The 20,884-nt window shown below is 43.3% G+C and carries 20 protein-coding genes and 1 pseudogene; 17 read left to right on the plus strand and 4 right to left on the minus strand.

Annotation, left to right across the window (positions count from 1 at the left end):
- Positions 1 to 84 precede the first annotated feature (84 nt).
- Positions 85 to 477 (minus strand): hypothetical protein, encoded by a 393-nt coding sequence (locus ACHUFW_RS02610; protein ID WP_394200425.1) that lies wholly within the window; start codon positions 475 to 477, stop codon positions 85 to 87.
- A 322-nt stretch (positions 478 to 799) separates the two neighbouring features.
- On the opposite strand from ACHUFW_RS02610, the gene ACHUFW_RS02615 reads away from it, so the two are divergent.
- The 7 genes from ACHUFW_RS02615 (at position 800) to ACHUFW_RS02645 (ending at position 6,920) form a co-directional block, all read left to right on the plus strand.
- Positions 800 to 1,789, plus strand: a complete 990-nt coding sequence (locus tag ACHUFW_RS02615) for a questin oxidase family protein (protein ID WP_394200426.1) — start codon at positions 800 to 802, stop codon at positions 1,787 to 1,789.
- 85 nt (positions 1,790 to 1,874) lie between these two features.
- Positions 1,875 to 2,087 carry a hypothetical protein gene (locus tag ACHUFW_RS02620; protein WP_394200427.1) on the plus strand — a complete coding sequence of 71 codons (213 nt, stop codon included), beginning with the start codon at positions 1,875 to 1,877 and terminating at the stop codon, positions 2,085 to 2,087.
- A 72-nt stretch (positions 2,088 to 2,159) separates the two neighbouring features.
- Complete coding sequence (locus ACHUFW_RS02625) at positions 2,160 to 2,630, plus strand: SPFH domain-containing protein (protein WP_394200428.1); 471 nt, start codon at positions 2,160 to 2,162, stop codon at positions 2,628 to 2,630.
- Positions 2,631 to 2,729: 99 nt separating this feature from the next.
- Positions 2,730 to 3,212, plus strand: a complete 483-nt coding sequence (locus tag ACHUFW_RS02630) for a hypothetical protein (protein ID WP_394200429.1) — start codon at positions 2,730 to 2,732, stop codon at positions 3,210 to 3,212.
- A gap of 183 nt (positions 3,213 to 3,395) precedes the next feature.
- Positions 3,396 to 3,881: a WbuC family cupin fold metalloprotein gene (locus tag ACHUFW_RS02635; RefSeq protein WP_394200430.1), complete on the plus strand. Its 486-nt coding sequence runs from the start codon at positions 3,396 to 3,398 to the stop codon at positions 3,879 to 3,881.
- Between the two features lie 250 nt (positions 3,882 to 4,131).
- On the plus strand, positions 4,132 to 4,725 hold the full coding sequence (locus ACHUFW_RS02640) for a GNAT family N-acetyltransferase (RefSeq protein WP_394200431.1): 594 nt from the start codon (positions 4,132 to 4,134) through the stop codon (positions 4,723 to 4,725).
- Entirely contained in the window at positions 4,722 to 6,920 is a 2,199-nt protein-coding gene (locus ACHUFW_RS02645) for a hypothetical protein (RefSeq protein ID WP_394200432.1), read from the plus strand. The genes ACHUFW_RS02640 and ACHUFW_RS02645 overlap by 4 nt, the downstream gene beginning before the upstream one ends.
- A 55-nt stretch (positions 6,921 to 6,975) precedes the next feature.
- Here ACHUFW_RS02645 and ACHUFW_RS02650 read toward each other — a convergent pair whose 3' ends face one another.
- Positions 6,976 to 7,977 carry an NADP-dependent oxidoreductase gene (locus ACHUFW_RS02650; protein ID WP_394200433.1) on the minus strand — a complete coding sequence of 334 codons (1,002 nt, stop codon included), beginning with the start codon at positions 7,975 to 7,977 and terminating at the stop codon, positions 6,976 to 6,978.
- Positions 7,978 to 8,191: 214 nt separating this feature from the next.
- Between ACHUFW_RS02650 and ACHUFW_RS02655 the strand changes: the two genes are divergently transcribed.
- The 5 genes from ACHUFW_RS02655 (at position 8,192) to ACHUFW_RS02675 (ending at position 13,078) form a co-directional block, all read left to right on the plus strand.
- Positions 8,192 to 8,653: a MarR family winged helix-turn-helix transcriptional regulator gene (locus ACHUFW_RS02655; RefSeq protein ID WP_394200434.1), complete on the plus strand. Its 462-nt coding sequence runs from the start codon at positions 8,192 to 8,194 to the stop codon at positions 8,651 to 8,653.
- 287 nt (positions 8,654 to 8,940) lie between these two features.
- Complete coding sequence (gene gndA / locus ACHUFW_RS02660; RefSeq protein WP_394200435.1) at positions 8,941 to 10,482, plus strand: NADP-dependent phosphogluconate dehydrogenase; 1,542 nt, start codon at positions 8,941 to 8,943, stop codon at positions 10,480 to 10,482.
- Between the two features lie 141 nt (positions 10,483 to 10,623).
- The gene (locus ACHUFW_RS02665; protein WP_394200436.1) at positions 10,624 to 10,893 is read left to right on the plus strand and encodes a hypothetical protein; all 270 of its coding nucleotides are present in this window, start codon (positions 10,624 to 10,626) and stop codon (positions 10,891 to 10,893) included.
- A 21-nt stretch (positions 10,894 to 10,914) separates the two neighbouring features.
- A complete protein-coding gene (locus tag ACHUFW_RS02670; RefSeq protein ID WP_394200437.1) occupies positions 10,915 to 11,472 on the plus strand; it encodes a protein tyrosine phosphatase family protein in 558 nt (185 codons plus the stop codon).
- Between the two features lie 589 nt (positions 11,473 to 12,061).
- Positions 12,062 to 13,078, plus strand: a complete 1,017-nt coding sequence (locus ACHUFW_RS02675; RefSeq protein ID WP_394200438.1) for a phospholipase A — start codon at positions 12,062 to 12,064, stop codon at positions 13,076 to 13,078.
- Positions 13,079 to 13,149: 71 nt separating this feature from the next.
- On the opposite strand, the gene ACHUFW_RS02680 is transcribed toward ACHUFW_RS02675, so the two are convergent.
- On the minus strand, positions 13,150 to 14,682 hold the full coding sequence (locus ACHUFW_RS02680; RefSeq protein WP_394200439.1) for a DUF3612 domain-containing protein: 1,533 nt from the start codon (positions 14,680 to 14,682) through the stop codon (positions 13,150 to 13,152).
- 91 nt (positions 14,683 to 14,773) lie between these two features.
- Here ACHUFW_RS02680 and ACHUFW_RS02685 point away from each other — a divergent pair, with 91 nt between their 5' ends.
- Positions 14,774 to 15,418 carry an aldolase/citrate lyase/malate synthase family protein gene (locus ACHUFW_RS02685; protein WP_394200440.1) on the plus strand — a complete coding sequence of 215 codons (645 nt, stop codon included), beginning with the start codon at positions 14,774 to 14,776 and terminating at the stop codon, positions 15,416 to 15,418.
- Positions 15,419 to 15,783: 365 nt separating this feature from the next.
- On the opposite strand, the pseudogene ACHUFW_RS02690 reads toward ACHUFW_RS02685, so the two are convergent.
- Positions 15,784 to 16,674 (minus strand): annotated as a pseudogene (locus ACHUFW_RS02690) (1,4-dihydroxy-2-naphthoate polyprenyltransferase); the annotation flags it as partial.
- Between the two features lie 405 nt (positions 16,675 to 17,079).
- Between ACHUFW_RS02690 and ACHUFW_RS02695 the strand changes: the two are divergent.
- The 4 genes from ACHUFW_RS02695 (at position 17,080) to ACHUFW_RS02710 (ending at position 20,690) form a co-directional block, all read left to right on the plus strand.
- On the plus strand, positions 17,080 to 17,997 hold the full coding sequence (locus ACHUFW_RS02695; protein WP_394200441.1) for an SDR family NAD(P)-dependent oxidoreductase: 918 nt from the start codon (positions 17,080 to 17,082) through the stop codon (positions 17,995 to 17,997).
- A 103-nt stretch (positions 17,998 to 18,100) separates the two neighbouring features.
- A complete protein-coding gene (tesB, locus tag ACHUFW_RS02700; RefSeq protein ID WP_394200442.1) occupies positions 18,101 to 18,970 on the plus strand; it encodes an acyl-CoA thioesterase II in 870 nt (289 codons plus the stop codon).
- A gap of 20 nt (positions 18,971 to 18,990) precedes the next feature.
- The gene (locus ACHUFW_RS02705) at positions 18,991 to 19,401 is read left to right on the plus strand and encodes a YbaY family lipoprotein (RefSeq protein WP_394200443.1); all 411 of its coding nucleotides are present in this window, start codon (positions 18,991 to 18,993) and stop codon (positions 19,399 to 19,401) included.
- A 698-nt stretch (positions 19,402 to 20,099) separates the two neighbouring features.
- Entirely contained in the window at positions 20,100 to 20,690 is a 591-nt protein-coding gene (locus ACHUFW_RS02710) for a nucleotidyltransferase family protein (RefSeq protein ID WP_394200444.1), read from the plus strand.
- Positions 20,691 to 20,884 lie beyond the last annotated feature (194 nt).

Below are 20,884 nucleotides of genomic sequence, written 5' to 3' on the forward strand. Positions count from 1 at the left end.
CGACTACTTTTCGCTCCAGCTCAAATTTGAAATTGATTAATGGCCTATAAAGTAGTCATAACCGCAGATGACTTTACTATTGCTTTAAGATCTTCTGCGTCTGGTTTCAATTCGCACTTGAGTGATCACCGGTGTCATGTGTGGGTTTGAATCACTTGGTTTGTATTTGTTTAAAGGCATTTTATTAAGATGCTTTTGCGTCATCCATTTGGCTGGATCAGAACTTTCTAGCTTTCTTCTGATTTCACGGCCATTAGAGTCAATAACTATTGTATAGACTGCTTCTCCTTCTCCTTCGGGAATCCAGCTTGGTCGTGATCCGAAAAATTTTGGCTTATTTGACTTTAGCACCCAGTAATTTGCTAAATCATCTGCAGATACTTTCACTATGTTGCCATTAAATAAAGGCTCATAAGTTGATGCACAACCTGCTAAAGTCACTATTAAGGCAATTAAGATAATCTTGAGCTTGTTCATAACGTCTTCCTTGATGTTAAGCTGATTGAAATATTCTTCTAATCTAGAATACGATTTTAGTTGTTACTGGTCAATTTAGTTATTAACAAATACAACAGGTTAATTTATTTTTGAATATAGAAATGGGTGATTAGAGGTTGTTAGTCAAATTATTACTATATGAGAAATGCTCTCGAAATACTGGCCTGAGTATGTGGCAAATTCAAGCTGGCAAGGTGAAGGATTAGTTGAACTGGCAAAATGTAATGTCATATTTGCATGTAGACTCAATGGACTAAGCTGGGGTACTTTAGGTGTTTGGTTTTTAACATTTTAAATTGTCATGGAAGATTCTAGCGTTTTACAACAATTGCTAACACAGTCAGGGAAATACCACCCTTTATACGGCGGAGGGTTAGCGACACATTTACCGATGGAGTTAACGGCTTTATCCAAATTAGGCGCGCCCGATAGCCTGTTAGAAAGGACTTTCGCCGGCAATATTAGCGATCTTATATCTATTGAAGAGATATCTTCTTATGAACCGGTAATATCTTTTGAAGCGCATCTCGGCGATAGTGATAGTTATTGTCACTATTTACGTTACTTTCAGCTGCAATTGGCAGCGCACTCTATTGAGCATGTGCTTCAAAGCCATCTTCCAACATTAATAGCAGGCGTTGCAGCAAGCGCTTTTCATGGCCTAATTCGATTAGCTTATGCGATTGAAGCGCATAATCGCAATGAGATTGCGGTCGCGCTTGCGTTTTGGAGTGCGGAGTATCAGCCTTTTGTAACGGTTGAAACTGAGTCAGATGAAAGCTTAGCGCAAATTTTGACTCGATTATCAGCTTTAAGTGACGGCTATGAGTTTTCGCCAGGGATCATCGTTGACCGTATGTCAGAAATCGCAGAGCGATTAAGGGTTAACAAGTCACTGATATATCCATTAGCTTTGGACTTGCCTAGCTTGAAAAGTTTTGCTCTAAAATTGTTCTATTTACAAGATGATTTTACCTTATTGCATACGGTGACTGGCTGCCACGCTTTTTCTATTATTTTGCCATATATTGAAGATGAAAATACGGCATTAAAACAGCTTTGGAAGGCGATTTTGGTTGCTTATTTAAGTACAGGGTTGCCATTTAAAGATGCCGAAGTTGATGAGGGAAATAACCGTTTGGAGTTTGATTTTATTATTAATCAAGCCATAAACTCAGGCGACTCCCACGTGATAAAGTTGGTTTACAGCTGTTATCAAGAGTGCCAACAAACCCCCAGTATTTTGTATTGGCAAGTCGCTCATCGCGCTGCATTTGGGGAACTAGGCTAGAACTTGCTTATGGCTGATTCAGTTAGAAACAGTGATAACTTGCGCCAAGCAGTTTGTCGCCAAAAATCTCTTCAAGGAAAATGTTGTGAAATTTGAAATAAGTCGCCTTATGACGCCACAAGGGACATTTAAATTGGTGGGGGAACTAATCCATAGTGATGACCAACAACTGATTTACCACCAAGCTTGGTTTATGGGAACTGATGGCTGGGTGGAGCTGGACATAAGTAGCCCGGTGACAGTGTCTGTGTTAGCTCAAATAAAGAATACGGTGATAGCACATTTATTATCAGATTGATTTTTTGAGGCTTTAACATGTTAACCTCCGATATTAATGATTGGTGTGATAAAAATTACACAGGGAGTATCGATGTATCAAAATAAGCAGGCTTTAGCACTTGGCTCTATAGCGCTGATGGCAGTGCTCGGTTTATTGGTCATTGTGTTATCGCTTTGGGCATGGCCAAAATACAATGTCTACAAGATGGAGCTTAATGGCAGAGCAGCATTGAAAGAGGCTGAGTGGTCTAAGCAAATACTAATTGAAGAAGCTAAAGCGCGGGAGCAAGCTGCACTGATGCAAGCACAAGCGAAAATCACTTTAGCAGAAGCTGAAGGCAAAGCGAAAATAGTCAAAGCAAAGGCCGAAGGCCAAGCTGATATTGAAAGGGCTAAAGCCGCAGCTCAAGCTAATAAAATTATTGGCGAGTCTTTAAAAAACAATGAAGCCTACCTTCGCTATGTATGGATTAAAGGCCTCCAAGACGGTAATGGAGAGCGTATTTATATCCCCACTGAAGCAGGGCTACCCATTTTAGAAGCCGGAAAAGCTAACCATTAACATAATGCACTTTTATCTAGTTTTCATGTCAGTTTTTTATCAATGAACAGCGTACATAATTTACGGCTTGTATGGTTTCCCGTTAATTTGTCGACGTTGATGAATAGGAACATCTTAGGTCTTCAAGTATTGCTCATTGGCATGATAGCCATGGTGATGTCGGGTTGCGCAAGCGGTCAGCTGGATATTCTCGATGAGCAAGGCAATGTGATTGGCGAGTGTAATGCAGAGTTTAATTTTCATCTACATGGCGCTCAGGCTTCGGTAGATTACTTGTTGTATTTGTGTGCTAAAGAACATGTACAAAAGGGGAGAGTGGTTTCAAATTCAGCAATATTGCACCGTGATTTTAGTTTCCCGCCGCCCAAGCATGGCCAGAACTGGAACAGCCTGCTTGCTCATGATGCATTTTCTACTAATGAGATTACTGAATTGCAGCTGGGTTATATTTTCGCAGCAATAGAGTATCGATATTGGCAACAAGTTAATCACGCTAAAGCGCAATTAGCCCAAGGGGTAATTGATGACGCGCAGTATCGCCGGCAAGTTCAGCTGGCTCGTATCGAATTTAAAGGTGAATAATCATTTAGTCGTGAACAAAAATCGCTGACAATCTAAAGTATCTCAAGTTATAAGCAAACTGATGTTATGGCTAAGGTTATGACTTAGGTTACGATGAGTGTTTTGACTGATGTTATGACCTAAAGTTAAAAGCGGTATGGGTAAAGGCGCGATGAATAATGCGAAAGTCGCTAAGGTAAAATCATGATAAAAGTTGATGACTGTTTGCTTGATGACTTACTTCTTCAAGCAACAGAGAGTCCACGTAAGCGAGCCCACTATAACCTACACAAAAGTTATCACGAACCAGTACAAAGGCTGTGTATTGCGCTGCAGCAGAAAAGTTATGTTCGGCCCCATTGGCATAACAATAATGACAAGTGGGAGTTGGTGGTTGTCCTAAGAGGTACAGTGGTTGTAGTTATATTTGATAAACAGGGCGTTATACAACAGAAAGTGATGTTATCCCCGTTAAATGGCGTTTCAGTACTAGAGTTGCCGCCGAATACTTGTCATAGCTTATATGTTACCACTGATTCAGCAGCGATAATGGAAGTAAAACAAGGGCCTTATGATGCGGCCAATGCTGCCAAGTTTGCTAGTTGGGCGCCCAAAGAGGAGGAGAAGGACGCTGATATGTTTTTAGCTTGGTTGCGACAAGCTAAACCAGGGCAATATTTTCTTGGTTAGTCTATGCATGCAATGAGCAAACATGGAGTGATACAAGCGAAATCTGCGTAACCCGTTAGCCTAATATTAATCAGTCTTAGCCACACTCTTAGCAAAACCAAAGCTACACTCTTAGCCACACTTTTAGCCATACTCATAGCAAAACCAAAGCCACATTTTATCAAACTGATACACCTATAGATGATGCTTTTTCTAGCCAGTTGATTAACAACTTTGTTATGATTTCGCAAACATTAAAAGACAGCAAATCATGCAGATAAAACAATTACAACAGGCTGCAGGCCCTTTGTGGGATAGCGCGATGGCTATCTATTGCGAGGTGTTTCCAAAGTGGGAGCGAGAGCCAATAGAAGCACTTCAGTTGTCCGTAGATAACGGTCATTCACGATGTGTGGTGGTCTGTGACGGTGATACAACGCTGGGTATGTCATTGACTGAGCTATATCCTCAACAACAATTTGCCATGCTTGGATATCTATTTATCGCGCCATGCAAGCAGGGCTCGGGGTTGGGTAAACTGTTATGTGATGAGTTATTTGCATTTTTTGACCAGCAGCAAGACTACCAGTGTTTATTGGTCGAGGCGGAAGCTGGTCCAGAGCGGTTTTATAAAAAGCTTGGTTTTATCAGTTTTAATATCGAGTACCTTTCTCCCCATTATGATGATAATGAATCGACGCCTATGGCCTTGATGTACCACCTAAAGCCTAAGCAATCATTACCCACCAAGCAGCAACTTTGGGATATCGTTAGTCATATTTTCACTAGCAGTTACTACCTCAAGACTGATGATCCTCGTTTGATTAAACAGCGCCAACGCATACTTTCCAGGGACAGTTTATGACACTTGACAGTGATGTCGCATTGCAGACACTTTTAGGCCAATTTTTTAATCACATCTGTGAAGAAGACTTTGAACAGTGCTTTCATTGGGCCAAAGCGGAGCTTCAATCGCGCAACTCAACAGCCTATCAGCTAGTTGATGAGTTTGAACAACAGCCGACGATTAAATTTGAGCAGATAAACGAGTTAGATAACAGTGAGGCCTTTTTACTGTTCAGCGCTTGTTATGGTTACGCGCGTCATGAAGTGGAAGAAAGTAATTGGTATTTACATGCTGAGACGTTAGTTCGCTCTAGCATTACGGCGCTAGAAGCAATAACGCCATCACCGTTAGTCAAAGTGCTGCAGAAATTCGCGGCAATACAAATCGATGTGTGTTACATCGATAGGGGCATTTATACCAGTCAAGAATGGTTAATGGCTGAGGCGACGCAAAATATAGAAACCCATTTGGCGTGTGTTAACACATTCGCTGCTGAATTTAATGAGGTTGAGAGTCAATTATTTGCTCGGCATTTGCTGCCGGAATTTAATGCCTATCGTCATTTTAGTGAAGGCGTTGCGATCATTGCTGAGCTTTGTGATATTCGCTGGGGAGAGCCGGCAATACTGACGGCCAAAATGGCGCAATTACGGCCGCAGTTTATTACCGCTGTAAGAGCGTTGACAGCGGCAGATAAATACATCATGTCCACAGATTTAGAAGCGCTTTGGCCGCCGCTAACGTTTTTTAGCGAAAATCGGCAGCCAGGTTCTGGTGAGCTTTATGTAGAGCGCGGTTCGATTAGCATCTCCTATTTTGCCAATGTTAATCACATCGTAACTCGAGAGTTGAGAAAAGCCCTTGCGGAAATCGTTGAGACCGGTCCAACAAATCATGCATTGCACTTATCTCAATGGGGGGCGGATACCCCAAAGAGTAATATGCTTAACGATATTTGGGCAGGAATCGCCAAAGATTTCGAGGATATTTACTCTTGGCAATTGCCTGAGTTGACGATGCCGTTTCGCAATAAGGGAGGCAAGGATAATCAGCTAGTCTTTGATGTTGAGCTTATCTATTACCCTATGGGGATTTTTGCGCTAAATTTACGTGCACCACTTGAATATGTCAGTGCTAGCGGAGTGCGCCACGCTATGTCCTTGGGGACGCCATTTGCCATGGACCAGCAGATGAGTTGGCATGATCAAACTTATGGATTATTTGAAGAGTTTGCAGAGCAACGTTTTGCTGAGCTGGCAGAAACCCTTAATGATTATTTTAGTCACTATCAAAATCCAGTTGCAGATCTGCTCATTTATAACGCTTCAGAAAATCGCTTTGTGTCGACATTATTAGACCGAGTTATCGAGCGTGTGGATGGGAACGATATCTCAATGACGGCGAAATCTTTAAAGACCCACTTTGCCTATCCTGTGTTTGTGCTACAGCAGCGAGAGTTACGCAGTGCCGTGGATGATTGGTGTTTACGCACTGTAACTTCTGATGAATATAATCTTAATAAAGATTGCTATAACCATGATGAGTTTGTATTCACCAATCATCATGAGTGTATTTTAGGCTTATTACAACAACCTAACTGGGTGTTAGAGCAGTCAGCCGAAATGATGGAAGTTGCCGCTGCAGTTAATAATCTATTTCATTTAACCAACAAGCTGCTGGATAAGCAGCTGCAGCACAATTTAACCCATGCAGTCCCCACCTTAAAAGACAAACGGATCTCGGCGGCCAAGTTACGCGGGCAAGTGAAAAAGTTAACCGATGAAGCGGATTGCCTAAGGCAATTTACCCATGATGCCCATTGGTTGTTAGAATTGATTAATGCAGGCAGTATGATGACATTTCCTGATCATACTCGCATGGTTCAGAAAGTGTTTGATCATATGGACTTTGATAAGCTGCATACTCGCACCCAAAAGACCTTAGATAAAATCCATTTCCGTCAAGAAGAGATTATTTCTGAAACCGCCAAACTGTATGAAAAGCTACGTACAAGAAATAGCAAGCGCTTTACCCGGGTATTATCAGGTTCAATGGCATTAATCTCCATTGGGGCGCTGAAAGATATTTTTGATATTCTTAATGGTAGTGAAATGGGCTTTAAAATTTCAGGTCCACTGCAAGTCAGTATCGTTACCTTCTTTGGTATGCTGTTGATTATTCTGCTTATCAATAAAAATGAGTCTGATAAATAAGCCCTAGTATTAATAAAAGCTGGCCTTGGCCAGCTTTTATATTAATCAACCAGCTTTAGTTGTTTAGTTGCACAACCATTTTACCTTTGTTTTTACCTTGGAATAGGCCAATAAATGCTTCAGCGGCGTTATCGAGCCCCTGATATATGGTTTGCTCTGCTTTAACCTGCCCGCTTGCCAACCATTGCCCCATCTGCTTGGCAAACTCTGGGTAATGTTGCCAATGCTCAAAGACAATAAAACCTTCAACTTTGAGCTTTTTAATAATGATATTGGCTAAGTTACTTGGCCCTGGGGTTGGAGCTGTATCGTTGTACTGAGCAATCATGCCACAGACCGCAATTCGGCCATGATCATTCATGTTGTCTAAGGATGCGGCTAAATGGTCGCCACCGACATTTTCAAAGTAAACATCAATACCTTGTGGAGCCGCATGTTTAAGGGCCTCACTGAGGTTATCGACGCTCTTATAATTAATCACGGCATCTACGCCGAGACTTTTTAGGTGTTGTGCTTTTTCATCACTACCAACAGAAGCAACGACTTTGGCTCCCATGAGTAGACCCAATTGACAGGCAACACTGCCGACCGCGCCAGAAGCGGCAGACACGAATAAAGTTTCACCTGCTTGTAACTTTGCAATGCGGTTTAGCCCTGTCCAGGCTGTCATACCAGGCATGCCCATCACACCAAGAAAGTGAGATTCACTCAACGGAGTTTGCGGCAAGGCGGTGTGTTCGGTGCCATCGCTAACATAGTGGCTTCGCCAGCCAAGCATGCTGCTAACCTTAGTGCCAACAGGGAAGTCAGGATGTTGAGATTCAATAACCTCACCGATAGCACCTCCTTCTAAAGGAGCACCAATGGCAAATGGCGCGATATAACTTTTTCTGTCAATCATGCGTCCACGCATGTATGGGTCAACTGACATCCATAGGTTTTTGACTAAAAATTCTCCAGGTTTAATTGGCGGTAACTCAACCGATTGAGGGGTAAAATTATCGGCTGTTGGCATGCCTTCAGGGCGTGATGCTAAAACGATTTGCTGAGCGTTCATAAATCCTCATTTTACTTTGCGTGCAAACTAATTGCTCACCAATCTACATTTAATTAGCGCGCAAAGCAAATGCTTTGTGCGCTAACTAAAATGCGATACACTAATGACTCGATGAAATATTGCCTAAAAGCATGCATTGAACAGGTCAACACCCTCCTATTGCAAAAAGGGGGGAGGGTTACACGCTATATTGTTAGAGTTGAAGGAAGTTATTTTGAGTCGTTTGCAAGCCGCCCCGCCACAAATCGAGCAGCCATTGTCGTTATCTGATAATGTCTGTTTTGCCCTCTATACTGCGGCCAATGCACTCGTTCGTGCTTATCGTCCGTTATTACAACAGTGTGATCTGACTTACCCTCAATACCTTGTTATGCAAGCTTTGTGGTTGCAGGACAACGCCAATCTAACTGATTTGTCGCGCTCGACAAAGCTAGATTTAGGTACACTTACGCCTATCGTTAAGCGTCTTGAAGCGAAGGGGCTTTTAGCAAGACATGTTGATAGCACTGATGAGCGTAAAAAAGTGATTGTTACCACCGAGGCTGGTAGCCAGTTGAAACAGCAAGCATTAGATCTCAAACAACAATTACTCAAGAAAGTCTCGGTTTCTGAAGCCAAGCTTGATGAGTTACGGGAGTTATGTTTGGTATTAACAGATGATTTAAATAGAGAATAATCGAAAAAATTCCTTACTGATAGTGTTAGTTAACGGCAATGATCGTGCTAACGGGCCACTTTGTTATTTTAATGAAACACACTGTTTTATATTTGGTTCAGTGATGTTGGCATTTTCCTAGTAATTAAGTTACCAATTTTTGTATAATCGCGACCAATTCGTGCCTATCAACTATGCTTAATATCATGTGATAAATCATAGCTAAGCAAGCTACTGATTTTAAAGTAATTGAGTAGAAAATAATAAACGATAGGTTAAAGTATTCTCTGTATTCCTTGGGAAATCCAATGCAAAACCACACAGACCTCCTTGATATAGGCGTGATTGGCTTAGGCGTGATGGGCAAAAACCTTGCTCTGAATATTGCTGATAATCACTATCACGTTGCTGCGTTTGATCTTGATGAAAACAAGATCAAACAGCTTGTAGAACAAGAAGCGGCAGAGCGAAAAGCAGACCTTGCCCCTCGTGTGTTAGGGTGTAGCAATCTTTCAGAAATGTTATCTAACCTCAGTAAGCCACGCATTGTTGTTCTATCGGTACCTGCAGGTGCACCCGTTGATGGCGTTTGTGCTGCATTGATTGATGCCGGTATTGAACAAGACGATATTGTTATCGACACTGGCAACAGTTTGTGGACCGACACTGTGGCACGTGAACAGCAATATGCAGACAAATTTACCTTTTTCAGCTGCGCGGTTTCAGGTGGCGAAATGGGTGCAAGGTTTGGACCTTCGTTAATGCCTAGCGGTAGTGAGAAAGCTTGGCAGCGTATAGCACCGATTTGGCAAGCGATTGCCGCTAAAGTTGATGCACAAACTGGATTACCTATTGAGCGTCAAGAGCCTGGAAACCCTGTTACCGAGGGTGAGCCATGTACAACGTATATTGGCCCAGCTGGCTCTGGACATTATGTAAAAATGGTTCACAACGGTATTGAATATGCCGATATGCAACTTATCTGCGAAGCGTACCACTTGTTGCATGAAGGCTTTTCGATGAGTCAGCATGAAATTGGTGAGTTATTTGCCAAGTGGAATAAAGGTATTTTAAATAGTTACCTGATGGAGATCAGTGCCGATGTGCTACGTCAAGCCGATCCGCTAACCGGTAAGCCGCTGGTGGAAATGATCCTTGATAAAGCGGGTCAGAAAGGTACTGGTCTTTGGACAGCGGTAAGTAGTTTGCAAATTGGCTGTCCTGCGCCAACGATTGCTGAAGCGGTTTATGCGCGTGCAGTCAGCACTCAAAAACAGCAGCGACAGCAGCTGTCGCAACAACTCCGTGGCCCTCAAGCTCAGCCTGTTGATGAACAAGTTAAAGCCCAGTTTATTGACCAGCTAGAAAATGCACTGTACTGCGCTAAGATTGCAAGCTATGCCCAAGGTTTTCAGCTAATGGCGATGACGGCGAAAGAAAAGCAGTGGCAATTAGACTTTGCTGAAATTGCTAAGATTTGGCGAGCTGGCTGCATTATTCGTGCAACCTTTTTACAGTCGATCACTCAGGCCTATCAGCAGGCGAATACCCAAGGCAAAGAACTTGCTAACTTGTTGATGGCAACCACCTTCAGTGAACACTTATCAGACAAGCAGCAAGATTGGCGTTTAGCGGTCTCTCAAGCCGTACTAAAAGGTATCCCCGCTCCATGTATCAGTTCAGCCTTAGCATATTATGACAGTTATCGCTGTGAAACTTTGCCGGCCAATTTATTGCAAGGGCAGCGAGATTATTTTGGTGCTCATACATTCGAGCGAGTCGATATGCCAGCAGGTGAAAAATATCACTTAAACTGGAGTGCGGAGTCTCGCACTATAGAAAAGCGCTAAATTCTCCCATTTTAAAAGGAGCCAAACGGCTCCTTTTTTGTTTGTGAAAGCTAAATCGTCGAGTTGTATTCTATTTGCTTAGCAACTAACCTTGTTAGGTAATTTATCGTTAAGTCATATGCTTATATCAAGGAAGTTAGTATGCCGCTAATCAGTCAAATTAAATCCAGTCAAAAAATGTTTCTATTAGCTACTTGTATGGCCGTGCTAATGGGCTGCAATAGCACAGCTAATCAGCCAGATCCTGATGAAGCGATGGTGGGTGCCGATCGTTCAGCACAAGGCTGCATAGCATCGGCAGGTTATGCATGGTGTGAAAAGCTAGCACGTTGCGTTAGACCGTGGGAAGTGGCCGAACGAGAAGGGTTTGACAATACCCAGCAAGCTTTTGAGCAGTTTTGTACTAAGTAAACTTAGGGTAGGGACAGTATTGTGTTAAAGAAACTGGCATATCGTTTGATGTTACTGAGTACGTTAATACTCTTCTCAAGCCAATCGACCATGGCAAAGCCGTCAGTAGAATCTGATGCTACAAACGGCCTTAATAGTATCAAAGCCCTGCAAGTACATGGCAATGTAATGACCGCAGGCTTGCCAACCAAGCAAGAGTTCGCGCTCTTGAGTGAAGCCGGTGTGACCTTAGTGGTGAACTTAATTCCGCAAGATAACCCCAATGGGTTAGCCAATGAAGCGCAACTAGTTAAAGACGCAGGCATGGAATATGTCAATATTGAAGTAGATTGGCAGCAACCATTAGTGAGTGATGTTGAGCAGTTTTTCGATGTGATGCAAGCTAATCAGCACAATAAAGTACTGGTTCATTGCGCAGCGAATTATCGCGCTTCAGCGTTTTATTATTTGTATTTGGCTAAGTATCACCCCGAGCAAGCTGACCAATCTGTGGTGATGGCACCATGGGGAGATTTACAGCAGAGCTTGAACCAGTATCCGCAATGGCAAGCGTTAATTGATAAAGTTCAGCCACAGTAAATGCTGTAACGATTAATACCAATCAGCATAAAGCGGTGATCGCTCAGCGAGAGTTTAGCACTTGTGAGATAAGGTCATTAAATGCTCCTCGGTAACGGCTCCTGCGTTACTCTGCCTCCTATATCCCTATAGTCACGCATCAATGACATTCACCACATCTGACCTCCAGGGATGGAGGAAATGTCTTATGACTGTCTGGAACAGTCAAGACCATGTGGCTTGCAACGAATGATGGGCATAGTTACGCTACGTTCAAGTTCGTATACACAGTATCAGAAGTGCTAAAACACGCCATTTGAGAGCTTTTTTGGCGGCCTACTTCTTCGTTGAATAACTTGCCAATAGAGCCACTATTACCTAAGTTATTCGTTTCGAACTAGTTTGCCAAAAATAGCTCTGAGTTGATCGCTTTCTTATGCCGATTGGTATAAGACAATAATTAAATGTCATGAAACTGCATCAAATGATAAGCAATATAGATAATTAGTCGCTAAACTAGGCGTTATTTGGGGAATGCTAACGGGACAACTGCATCGCGGGTTGTCATCAGCTTTACTCGCTGACATGGAAGCGCAAAAAGGAGGCAATTTTGCCGCTTAATAAAACAAGCTTTGCACTATCAGGGATATTTTTAAGTCTATCAGCTCATGCCAATGAGTTTGATACCTGCATGACCAAACAATTGGCAACGGCCAATGATGAGATGACCATAGGTGAGTTACGTAAACTCTGTGAGGCTGAAACTCAGCTTGAGCGCGACGGCACCATTGAAATTGATGGTAAAACCATTAAAGGTGGTGTGCTGAGTAAGCGGGTTATCGCCGAGCGTCAAACAGACCAATCAGAATTTGTGCTAACACCACACCATACCAACTATTTTTTGCCGGTGTACTCCACCAGTGAAATTAATCCGACTGCTTATGGCGATAACCAAGCCTATGCCGATAACTTTGAAGATATTGAAGCTAAGTTCCAAATGAGCTTTAAGTTTCCATTGAGTTACGGCTCACTCTTTTTTGAAGGCGATAGAATCTATGGTGCGTTCACATTAGAAGCTTGGTGGCAGGTTTATGCAGATGATATCTCATCACCGTTTCGCGAAACGAATTACCGACCAGAGTTCTTTTATGTTACGCCATTGGATTGGCATCCGTGGGATGGCAATACTGGCCTCGTCGTTGGTGTCGAGCATCAATCCAATGGCCGCTCGGGGTCATTGTCTCGTTCTTGGAATCGGGTTTACGCCGAGTTGTTATATGAAAATGGTGATTGGCTATATTTCTTAAAGCCTTGGTATCGTATTCCCGAAGATGAAAAAGAGGATCCAAGCCTGCCTGAGGGAGATGATAACCCAGATATTGCAGACTTTATGGGTCATGCCGAGTTTGGCTTTGGTTATGACTTTGGCGACTACGAAATGGTTGTCCGCGGAAGGCAGAATTTTTCGACTAACAAAGGAGCTATAGAGGTTGAGTTTACGACGCCACTTTATGGCAAGTTACATGGGTATATTCTGTTGTTTAATGGCTATGGTGACAGCCTGATCGATTATAACCACAGTCAAACTCGCCTAGGTGTGGGTATTGCGTTAAACAATATGTTTTAACGAGTATTTCTGCAGGGGCTAATAGCGATTAGCCCCGTTTTCTCCTTATTTCACAATCAACCTGCACATTGTTAACCACCACATTTCCCACTGGCATAACAGCTTGGCTTGCGCGGGCAGACCGCGCCGCGGGAGCAAATTAGTTTCGCTTCGGTTTCGATACCTCGCTCAACCCAGTTGATATTGAGAATTTTAGCGACACTTTTTAAGTCCGATTTAATCGCTTTAGGAATAGCTGAAGAGCCACCGTTATCGACACAAGCTGCTTTTAGTGCTTGTGAAATGCCTTTGGCGTCGCGTCCTTGCGCTTCAATTGCGGGATTGAGGTCAATACCGGCACACAACACATGATCGTTGCCGGCTAAATCGGCGACACGTATTGATTCACAGGCATAAATTTTAGGTTCGTCAGCGACGTCTAAAATCGAAATTTGAGCTGAGCTACCGGTATTAGTTTCACTGAGTTTTCTAAATACCGCCCAATGCTGACAAGGGTCTTCAACTTGGCGCATATTGCCCCAAGGTAGCGGAATACCGTTGCCACGGTAAACTGCTTTGAGTTTGCCAGGAGAGTATGCATCAAAATAGTGCCAGTGGGAATAGGGCGATACAGCGGTCATTCGTCGCATCGCAACCGAGGAAGAAACACCGACTTTTTTATTAATATCAATTTCATAGCCATGGCGGTCCAGCAGTTGGCGATAAGGCACCTTTGGACACAGCAACGCCCCGGCAAAAAAGCTACTTTCAAAGTCGCGCCAAGCATGCAAAATATCTTGTGCATCAACCGTTGACGAGCTTGGTGATGAAACCGAATCATCGGCTAAACTGGTTCCGTGACTGCGTCCGGCAACCATGACACTGCGCATCCCATCCTTGTTATGTAAAATGCAGTGGCCAATGTGCACAGCCAGATCGTACTTTAAGCGGTGACTGTGGGCTTTGAGTAGCTTATTGAGGTAGATGGTATTCTTAGGCTCAAAGTAGGAAGTCACTATGTGTTGCTCGGTGATCCCTTGCTCATCCATAACCGCTTGCGGTAAGCGCTCAAACCAACGAATTTTCATCCCAAGTTGGGCAACGATTTCCAGCAACTCTTCAAGGCTGAGAGGCATGCGTTTTAAGCCCACTTCTTCAGCAGCACGCTCTAAGTCGGGAAAATGATTCTGATGGTGTTCTTGATGAGCACGAATGAGTAGATGTGCAAATTGCCGACCAGTAATACCGGTTTGCGACAGCATTTCAGGAATGGCTATTTGTAAAATTTCATTAGAAAAAAGAAAACTCGGCTCCAGCGCCATACCGCTGATGCCTCCACGTGAACCTTTCACTGGAGTGATCGCTTGTTCCTCTGGCGCATCGTCTAAGAACCAGTCAACGTCTTTTTGAAAAACGCTAGCAATAACCGCCAACATTGCAGCACTGGGGACGCGTTTTCCCCGCTCTATCATTGACAGGTATGACACGGAAGGTGCGGAGTTTGCATCAACTCTGACACATCTTGCAGATAAATCTTCCATGGTTAAGTTATTGCGTTTACGCAAGTTTCTTATTTTTGTACCAAGAAAATGAGACTTTCGCATCAAGCTATTATTGTTTTTCATTTTGTAAAATTCACACTGTGAAATTTTTATTGTGAAATTGTAATGAAAAATTGGCTAGACTACAAATTAAGCAATCGGGACAGGCTTTATTGTGAATACTGTGACAGTCAATGTCAGATTAGAAGCAACAAGCAACTGTGTTAAAGATGCTGACAACCATGAATCGCTAGAAGAGGAAGCAGCTATGAATATGTCAACAGAACAACACCAGCAAATCGATCAGAGTATTTACACCTTTATCAAGCAAGTGCTTCCTGCCGCTGCAGCAGAACAGGGGAATGTTGCACTCGATATTGAGCAGCAGCGCCAAGGTGCGATGCGCTACGCAAAACAAGTATTGGATACTTATTTTCCGTTAAGCCAAGGTTCTCATCAAGATGTTCGCAGTTATGTGGTTTATTACAACCAACTACTTGCATTTTTAAATGACGGCAGCCAAAGTGGCTTAGCGCAACCTAAACAGTTTGTTGCACTGTGCGGTCATAAGTGCGAGCCAAGCTCGATTGTGCTAAAAAATAACGGTTTTCACCTAGAGATTAGTATTGACCCGCGTGGTGAAAATGGCAGTCGTGATAGCGCTAATATAGAAGATGTTCAGGTGGAAGCGGCGATGATGACAATTGTCAATGCGCAGCAGCCACAAGGCCAACATAGCTGGGCGAGTTTAATAAAGGGCGGGGTAGCTCGTGGTCAGAAACACTTTACCGCCAAAGACGGTAGTGACTACTGTTTGTAAAGCCTGCTTAATCGCGAGTAAATTATTCTAAAAGTGAGTCATTTTAATGCTGAGCGCCCATATCTTGAATATGGGCGTTTTTGTTTATACTGATTAGGGCGTGTTGACCTTTCGCGGTTAAATTTTGTTCGAAATACAAGCGTTTTTATCGCGGCGAGAGGTTTGCCGCCTAGCATGCTAAGCAAAATACCTCTCAACAAAGAGTAAAACCCTTGTAGCCGAACCCTTCGGGCAGCGTTTGTGGTTCCTTTCTACTGCGTTATTGGCTTATCAAGTCGTACAACTACATATCATAGCCTCTGCCTTGTATAAAGAATCCACAAACTGCTGCAAAAATCAGCTCGAAAGGTCAACACGCCCTAGTATTAGGCTGCAATCACATGAAGGACAAAACCAATACTAAATAGCGTACTAAAAATCATGGTTAACTTTGCCGTTCTGCCAAGCAGTGGGTTGAGCGCTGCGCCGCTGGTTTGGCTAAAGTCACCATTGAGTCTACGGGCAAATATTAATGATAAGCCGGCTAATAATGTCGGCCAGCCCGGCAGCAAGCCAAGTAAAAAACCACCGATAAGAATAGCAAAAGGTACGTATACAAAGCCTTGATACAATACTCTTGCTTGAGCCAGTCCTACCCGCACCGCTAAAGTATGTTTACCCGCTTTGGTGTCGGTTTCTATGTCGCGAGTGTTATTGACCAACATCACTGCGGCATTAAATAGTCCAATTGCGCTGCCGAGCATCCATGCCGCTGTTGAAGTGTGGCCAGCCTGCAAGTAGAAGCTACCGACGACAGCCACTAAGCCAAAAAACACAAACGCTGCCACTTCACCAAGTCCATGAGAGGCCAATGGATAGGGGCCACCACTGTAGCCTAATGCTCCTAAAATAGCTGCCAAAGCCAGTAGTGCGATTGGCCAGCCACCATGGTAGATAAGCAAAGATCCAACAAACAATGCTGCCACTAAGGATAGGACCATGGCATTTTTTACTTTTTCAGGCGCTAATAGGCCGCTTTGGGTCACCCGAACAGGTCCGAGTCGTTCTTCTGTATCGACGCCACTTTTAAAATCAAAATAGTCATTGGCTAAATTCACCGCTATTTGCAACAACACGGCACAGAGCATAGAAGTGAATGCGATCAACACGCTAAAAGAGTCGAGCTGTAAAGCGAGAATATTGCCCACTAAAAGCGGGCCTATTGCCGCGGGCAGTGTTCGCGGTCTGATGGCCAAAATCCAAGGGTTCATGGTGTGTGAATTCGTAGTATTAAGTGTGTGGACAGCTCGACTTTCGAGCTGTAAATGTCAATTAATTCGCTAGCATAGCAAAAATGGCTTGGTTGATGAAGTATCCGCTTTTTACTGAGCGAAATCTGTGAGCTATCACCAGCAATACATTGGTGGAAATGTAGTGACAGAATTAGCAGCAATTAAAGTAAAAAATATCGTAAAAACATCATTTTATTAGCAGGTTTTAAAACAGCAGATTTTTGATGTAGCGCACATTTTTTATCTAGTATAAAAGTGAAATTGCCAGCATGGTCAAAGAAAAGCTCAGTTAAGTGTGTTGATATAACTTCAACTTATCCCTTTAGGGGTAAGGATCGGCTTAACCTGTGAGTTTGGCATGGCTGTAACCAATACAGTAGGGCAAATCTAATGCGCTTTGATGATCAAGTAGCAATAGTAACGGGGGCAGGGGGCGGCCTTGGTCGTGCTTATGCCATTGCATTAGCTGAACGCGGCGCTAAAGTCGCGTTAATCGATAATGGTGAAGCCGATGTACAAAACGGTGAGCGTTTAGGTACTGGGCTTAAACTCACTGAGCAGACATTAACTCGCCTTGGTGCTGATGCACAGATGTTCTTGCTCGATGTCGCCGATGAAGTTGCCGTTAATGAGGTTGTAGCAAACATCCTCGCTAAGTGGCAGCGGATTGATATTGTGGTCAATAATGCTGGATACCATCAATCAGCAGCTTTTGATGTTCTCGAAAGTGAGTTGTGGCGCAAGCAGTTGGATGTGAATATTAACGGCAGCTACTACCTTACCAAAGCGGTATGGCCAATACTGAAACAGCGTAATTATGGTCGTATTTTAATGGTCTCAGCAGTCAGTGGGCTATACGGCAATATGCATGAAGTGGCTTTTAGCACCAGTAAAATGGCGCTAATCGGTTTGGTTAATAGCCTGAGTATTGAAGGGCGAGATGCCAATATCCATGTGAATACCTTAATCCCCCATGCGCTGACTAACCTGACAGCAAACCATTTGGCTCCAGCGGTAAAACCACTATTTTCGAAAACTTCAGTCAATGCCGCGATGTTATTTTTAGCTCATCATGACGCACCAACAGGCCAGCACTTGTTAGTTGCTGCAGGCAGTGTCAGCCATGGTCAGTTTACTGAGTATGATCCGCTTTATTTTCCGTCGTCGCAATGTAAACCAGAAACGATTCGCCAGCATTGGCCACAACTTTATCAAGCCTTACCGGTACATTTTCATGAAAGTGGCGAAGCACAAGTGTTGGCGTGGGCTAAACGCGGTGCAGCGCAGCGAAAAATTCGTATCGAATAGCAAAGGCAGTAACTTGTACTGGCGGCGTTGGGAGTATCTAAGGTAAGCTAAACGATTAAGGTTGAAATAGACCAAATCAATACTTAACCGCATAGGTACAATCATGAGCCAAGTATTAGATGATTTACTCTCTTTGTTATCACTTGAGCAAATCGAAGAAGGGCTGTTTCGCGGTCAAAGCCAAGATTTAGGCTTTGGCCATGTGTTTGGTGGCCAAGTAATGGGGCAGGCGCTGAGCGCTGCAAAACAAACCGTGGCACAAGAGCGTCAAGTTCATTCATTTCACTCCTATTTTTTACGTGCCGGTGATGAAAAACTGCCGATTGTTTATGATGTCGAAATCATGCGCGATGGTGGTAGCTTCAGTGCGAGACGCGTTAAAGCCATTCAGAAAGGTCGACCAATATTTACCATGACCTGTTCATTTCAGGCGCAAGAGCAAGGCTTTTCTCATCAAGCCGTGATGCCTGATGTGCCGGGCCCTGAAGGTTTGCTTAATCAGCAGGAGTTGGCTATGACTTTACAAGATAAAGTCCCGCCAAAAATGCTTGAAAAATTTATGGCTGATGCGCCGATTGAAATGCGCTTGGTCAACCCAAGTAACCCGTTAGCTCCTAAAGCGACTGAGCCGAAACGTTATGTGTGGATCCGCGCTAATGGTCAGGTACCGTCCTCGCACACGGTGCACGAGTATTTACTAGCCTACGCGTCAGATTTTAATTTTCTTGTTACCGCAGCGCAGCCGCATGGGGTGTCCTTTTTAACACCGGGGATGAAAATGGCAACCATAGATCATGCTATGTGGTTCCACCGGCCGCTAGATCTCAGTCAATGGTTGCTTTACAGTGTCGATAGTCCAAATGCTAGTGGTGGACGCGGCTTTGTACGAGGTGAGTTTTTTAATCAAAACGGAGAGCTAGTAGCCTCTGCGACCCAGGAAGGTTTGATGCGATTGTCGTCATCTCATCAGTGATATTGATAAGGTTTATATTTATGTTGGCAAAAGTAAAGGCGCGGTTTTTTGGCGCGATTGTATTGGTATTCACATTAGCATTAGCGGGCTGTGTCACTGTTGAGCCGGAGCCGCCAATTATTGTTAATGGTGCTGCGGGCTATTTAGAAAAAATTACTTTACCCCAAGGAAGCTCAATTACCATTGCGGTGATTGATTTAGATACACCGGGGGCAATCATTGCGCAAAAAAGCTTCGATATTGCTAGGGCGCCGGTACCGTTTAAGTTCACTTTTCCCGCCGATACCATAGATAAAAGCATTAACTATGGCGTTGTCGCGATGATTCAATACCGTGGTCAGGTGATTTTTCAAACCTATGACCGCTTCCCAGTGATTAACAATAATAAGTACACCACTGAAGTATTAATGAAAGCGGTAAAACAGCCGTAATTCATAGTCAGGCATTGAAGTCTAGATATTGAAGTCTAGATATTGACGTCTAGATCTTGAAGTTTAGCTATTGAGCTCTATAAGATGATTAAAAGGTGCATAGTGCACCTTTTTTATTGGGATACTGAAACCTATAAAAACAAAGTTGATTAGTCAGCGTTTACTGTTATGACCGCTGTATGTTTGATGTTGCTCGAGCGCCGTTTAACTAAAATCAGTGTTACCTAGGGGGCGCTTAGCTAGTGTTGCCTAGGATAAAGTCACCTATCACAGTACTGATGTTTAGCAAGCCTTATAAAGCTGTTATCACTTCAACATGAGTAATTCTCAACTACTGTTACTTGAATGTTAAATTTCGATTCAATACTCTGGTTAGATAATTCTAAATAGAGCCTTTTATGCAATTTTCAGGTAGCCATCAAGTATTTAATATTAGTAAGTGTAATGATCCTAAGTACCAGACTTCAGCGGCAGCGGCCTTATTAGGAGTAGGGCTGTTACTCATTATATTGGCGCTCGCTTTGCCAGTTTAAGCTTGAGTTTGGCTGTGCCTGGATGTTTGCTTGGCGAGCCATGGCGGCGATGACAGCTGATTTACCTAGCGGTAGTTTGTAGTGATGCATTACAATGGACCAAACATCGTTTCTAAAGCATAGCTTGTTGAGTGTTATCTTAAGCTTAACCGTTAAAGGTCTGTTGTGACATTAACCCCTGATGCATCAAAGCGTGCTGAAATTTCAGAGCAAAGCCACGCCCAGAACCGCCAACTACATAAGTGGTTAACCACTGACCCTCAACGTTTATCAGCCCTCAAACATGTTGCAAGCTTATCGCTTCCCCAAGGTATGATTGCAGCAGGGTTTGTTCGAAATTTAGTGTGGGATAGATTGCATAGCAGCCAGTATCAACTCAACGATGTTGATGTGATTTACTTTGACTCTAACGATACGCGTCGCTGCACAGAGCAAGCCTATTTTGCGCGATTGGTTGAGCTTGAACCTAATTTACCTTGGTCAGTGAAAAATCAAGCTAGGATGCATCTTAGAAATGGTGATAAACCCTACCAAAGCGCGATTGATGCTATGTGCTATTGGCCAGAGAAAGAGACCGCTGTAGCAGCCCGCTGGATAAATAACCAAATAGAGGTTATTGCGCCTTTTGGGATACAGCGACTATTTGAGCTGCATTTAACGCCAAACCCTGCAAGAGACAATGCGTTATTTCACGAGCGATTAACCAGCAAGAGTTGGTTAAGCCGCTATCCAAAATTACAGATTAAGTCCCGCTAATTCCTTCCCAACTCCGTCAACAAGTTTAATGTTGCTATAACGTTAATTGCTAAAACCGAGTTGAACCATCATCGCAAAATTTTAGCGATCACTTCTTGCTCAATGTTGATCTATGTCGATTTTTTTAAACGTGCATCTTCAATGTTTGTTTTATTAGTGTGACTTAGGTCGCCAAATGCTACTTATTTAGAGGT

The organism is Shewanella waksmanii, assembly GCF_043643685.1.
GTDB lineage: Bacteria > Pseudomonadota > Gammaproteobacteria > Enterobacterales > Shewanellaceae > Shewanella > Shewanella waksmanii_A.

Bases quoted from the DNA above. Each gene is read 5' to 3' on its own strand.
- ACHUFW_RS02630 (WP_394200429.1), top strand. From the start codon at position 2,730: ATGAATAGGAACATCTTAGGTCTTCAAGTATTGCTCATTGGCATGATA.
- ACHUFW_RS02615 (WP_394200426.1), top strand. From the start codon at position 800: ATGGAAGATTCTAGCGTTTTACAACAATTGCTAACACAGTCAGGGAAA.
- ACHUFW_RS02640 (WP_394200431.1), top strand. From the start codon at position 4,132: ATGCAGATAAAACAATTACAACAGGCTGCAGGCCCTTTGTGGGATAGC.
- ACHUFW_RS02625 (WP_394200428.1), top strand. From the start codon at position 2,160: ATGTATCAAAATAAGCAGGCTTTAGCACTTGGCTCTATAGCGCTGATG.
- ACHUFW_RS02645 (WP_394200432.1), top strand. From the start codon at position 4,722: ATGACACTTGACAGTGATGTCGCATTGCAGACACTTTTAGGCCAATTT.
- ACHUFW_RS02665 (WP_394200436.1), top strand. From the start codon at position 10,624: ATGCCGCTAATCAGTCAAATTAAATCCAGTCAAAAAATGTTTCTATTA.
- ACHUFW_RS02705 (WP_394200443.1), top strand. From the start codon at position 18,991: ATGTTGGCAAAAGTAAAGGCGCGGTTTTTTGGCGCGATTGTATTGGTA.
- ACHUFW_RS02635 (WP_394200430.1), top strand. From the start codon at position 3,396: ATGATAAAAGTTGATGACTGTTTGCTTGATGACTTACTTCTTCAAGCA.
- ACHUFW_RS02680 (WP_394200439.1), bottom strand. From the start codon at position 14,682: ATGAAAAACAATAATAGCTTGATGCGAAAGTCTCATTTTCTTGGTACA.
- ACHUFW_RS02650 (WP_394200433.1), bottom strand. From the start codon at position 7,977: ATGAACGCTCAGCAAATCGTTTTAGCATCACGCCCTGAAGGCATGCCA.
- gndA (WP_394200435.1), top strand. From the start codon at position 8,941: ATGCAAAACCACACAGACCTCCTTGATATAGGCGTGATTGGCTTAGGC.
- tesB (WP_394200442.1), top strand. From the start codon at position 18,101: ATGAGCCAAGTATTAGATGATTTACTCTCTTTGTTATCACTTGAGCAA.
- ACHUFW_RS02610 (WP_394200425.1), bottom strand. From the start codon at position 477: ATGAACAAGCTCAAGATTATCTTAATTGCCTTAATAGTGACTTTAGCA.
- ACHUFW_RS02695 (WP_394200441.1), top strand. From the start codon at position 17,080: ATGCGCTTTGATGATCAAGTAGCAATAGTAACGGGGGCAGGGGGCGGC.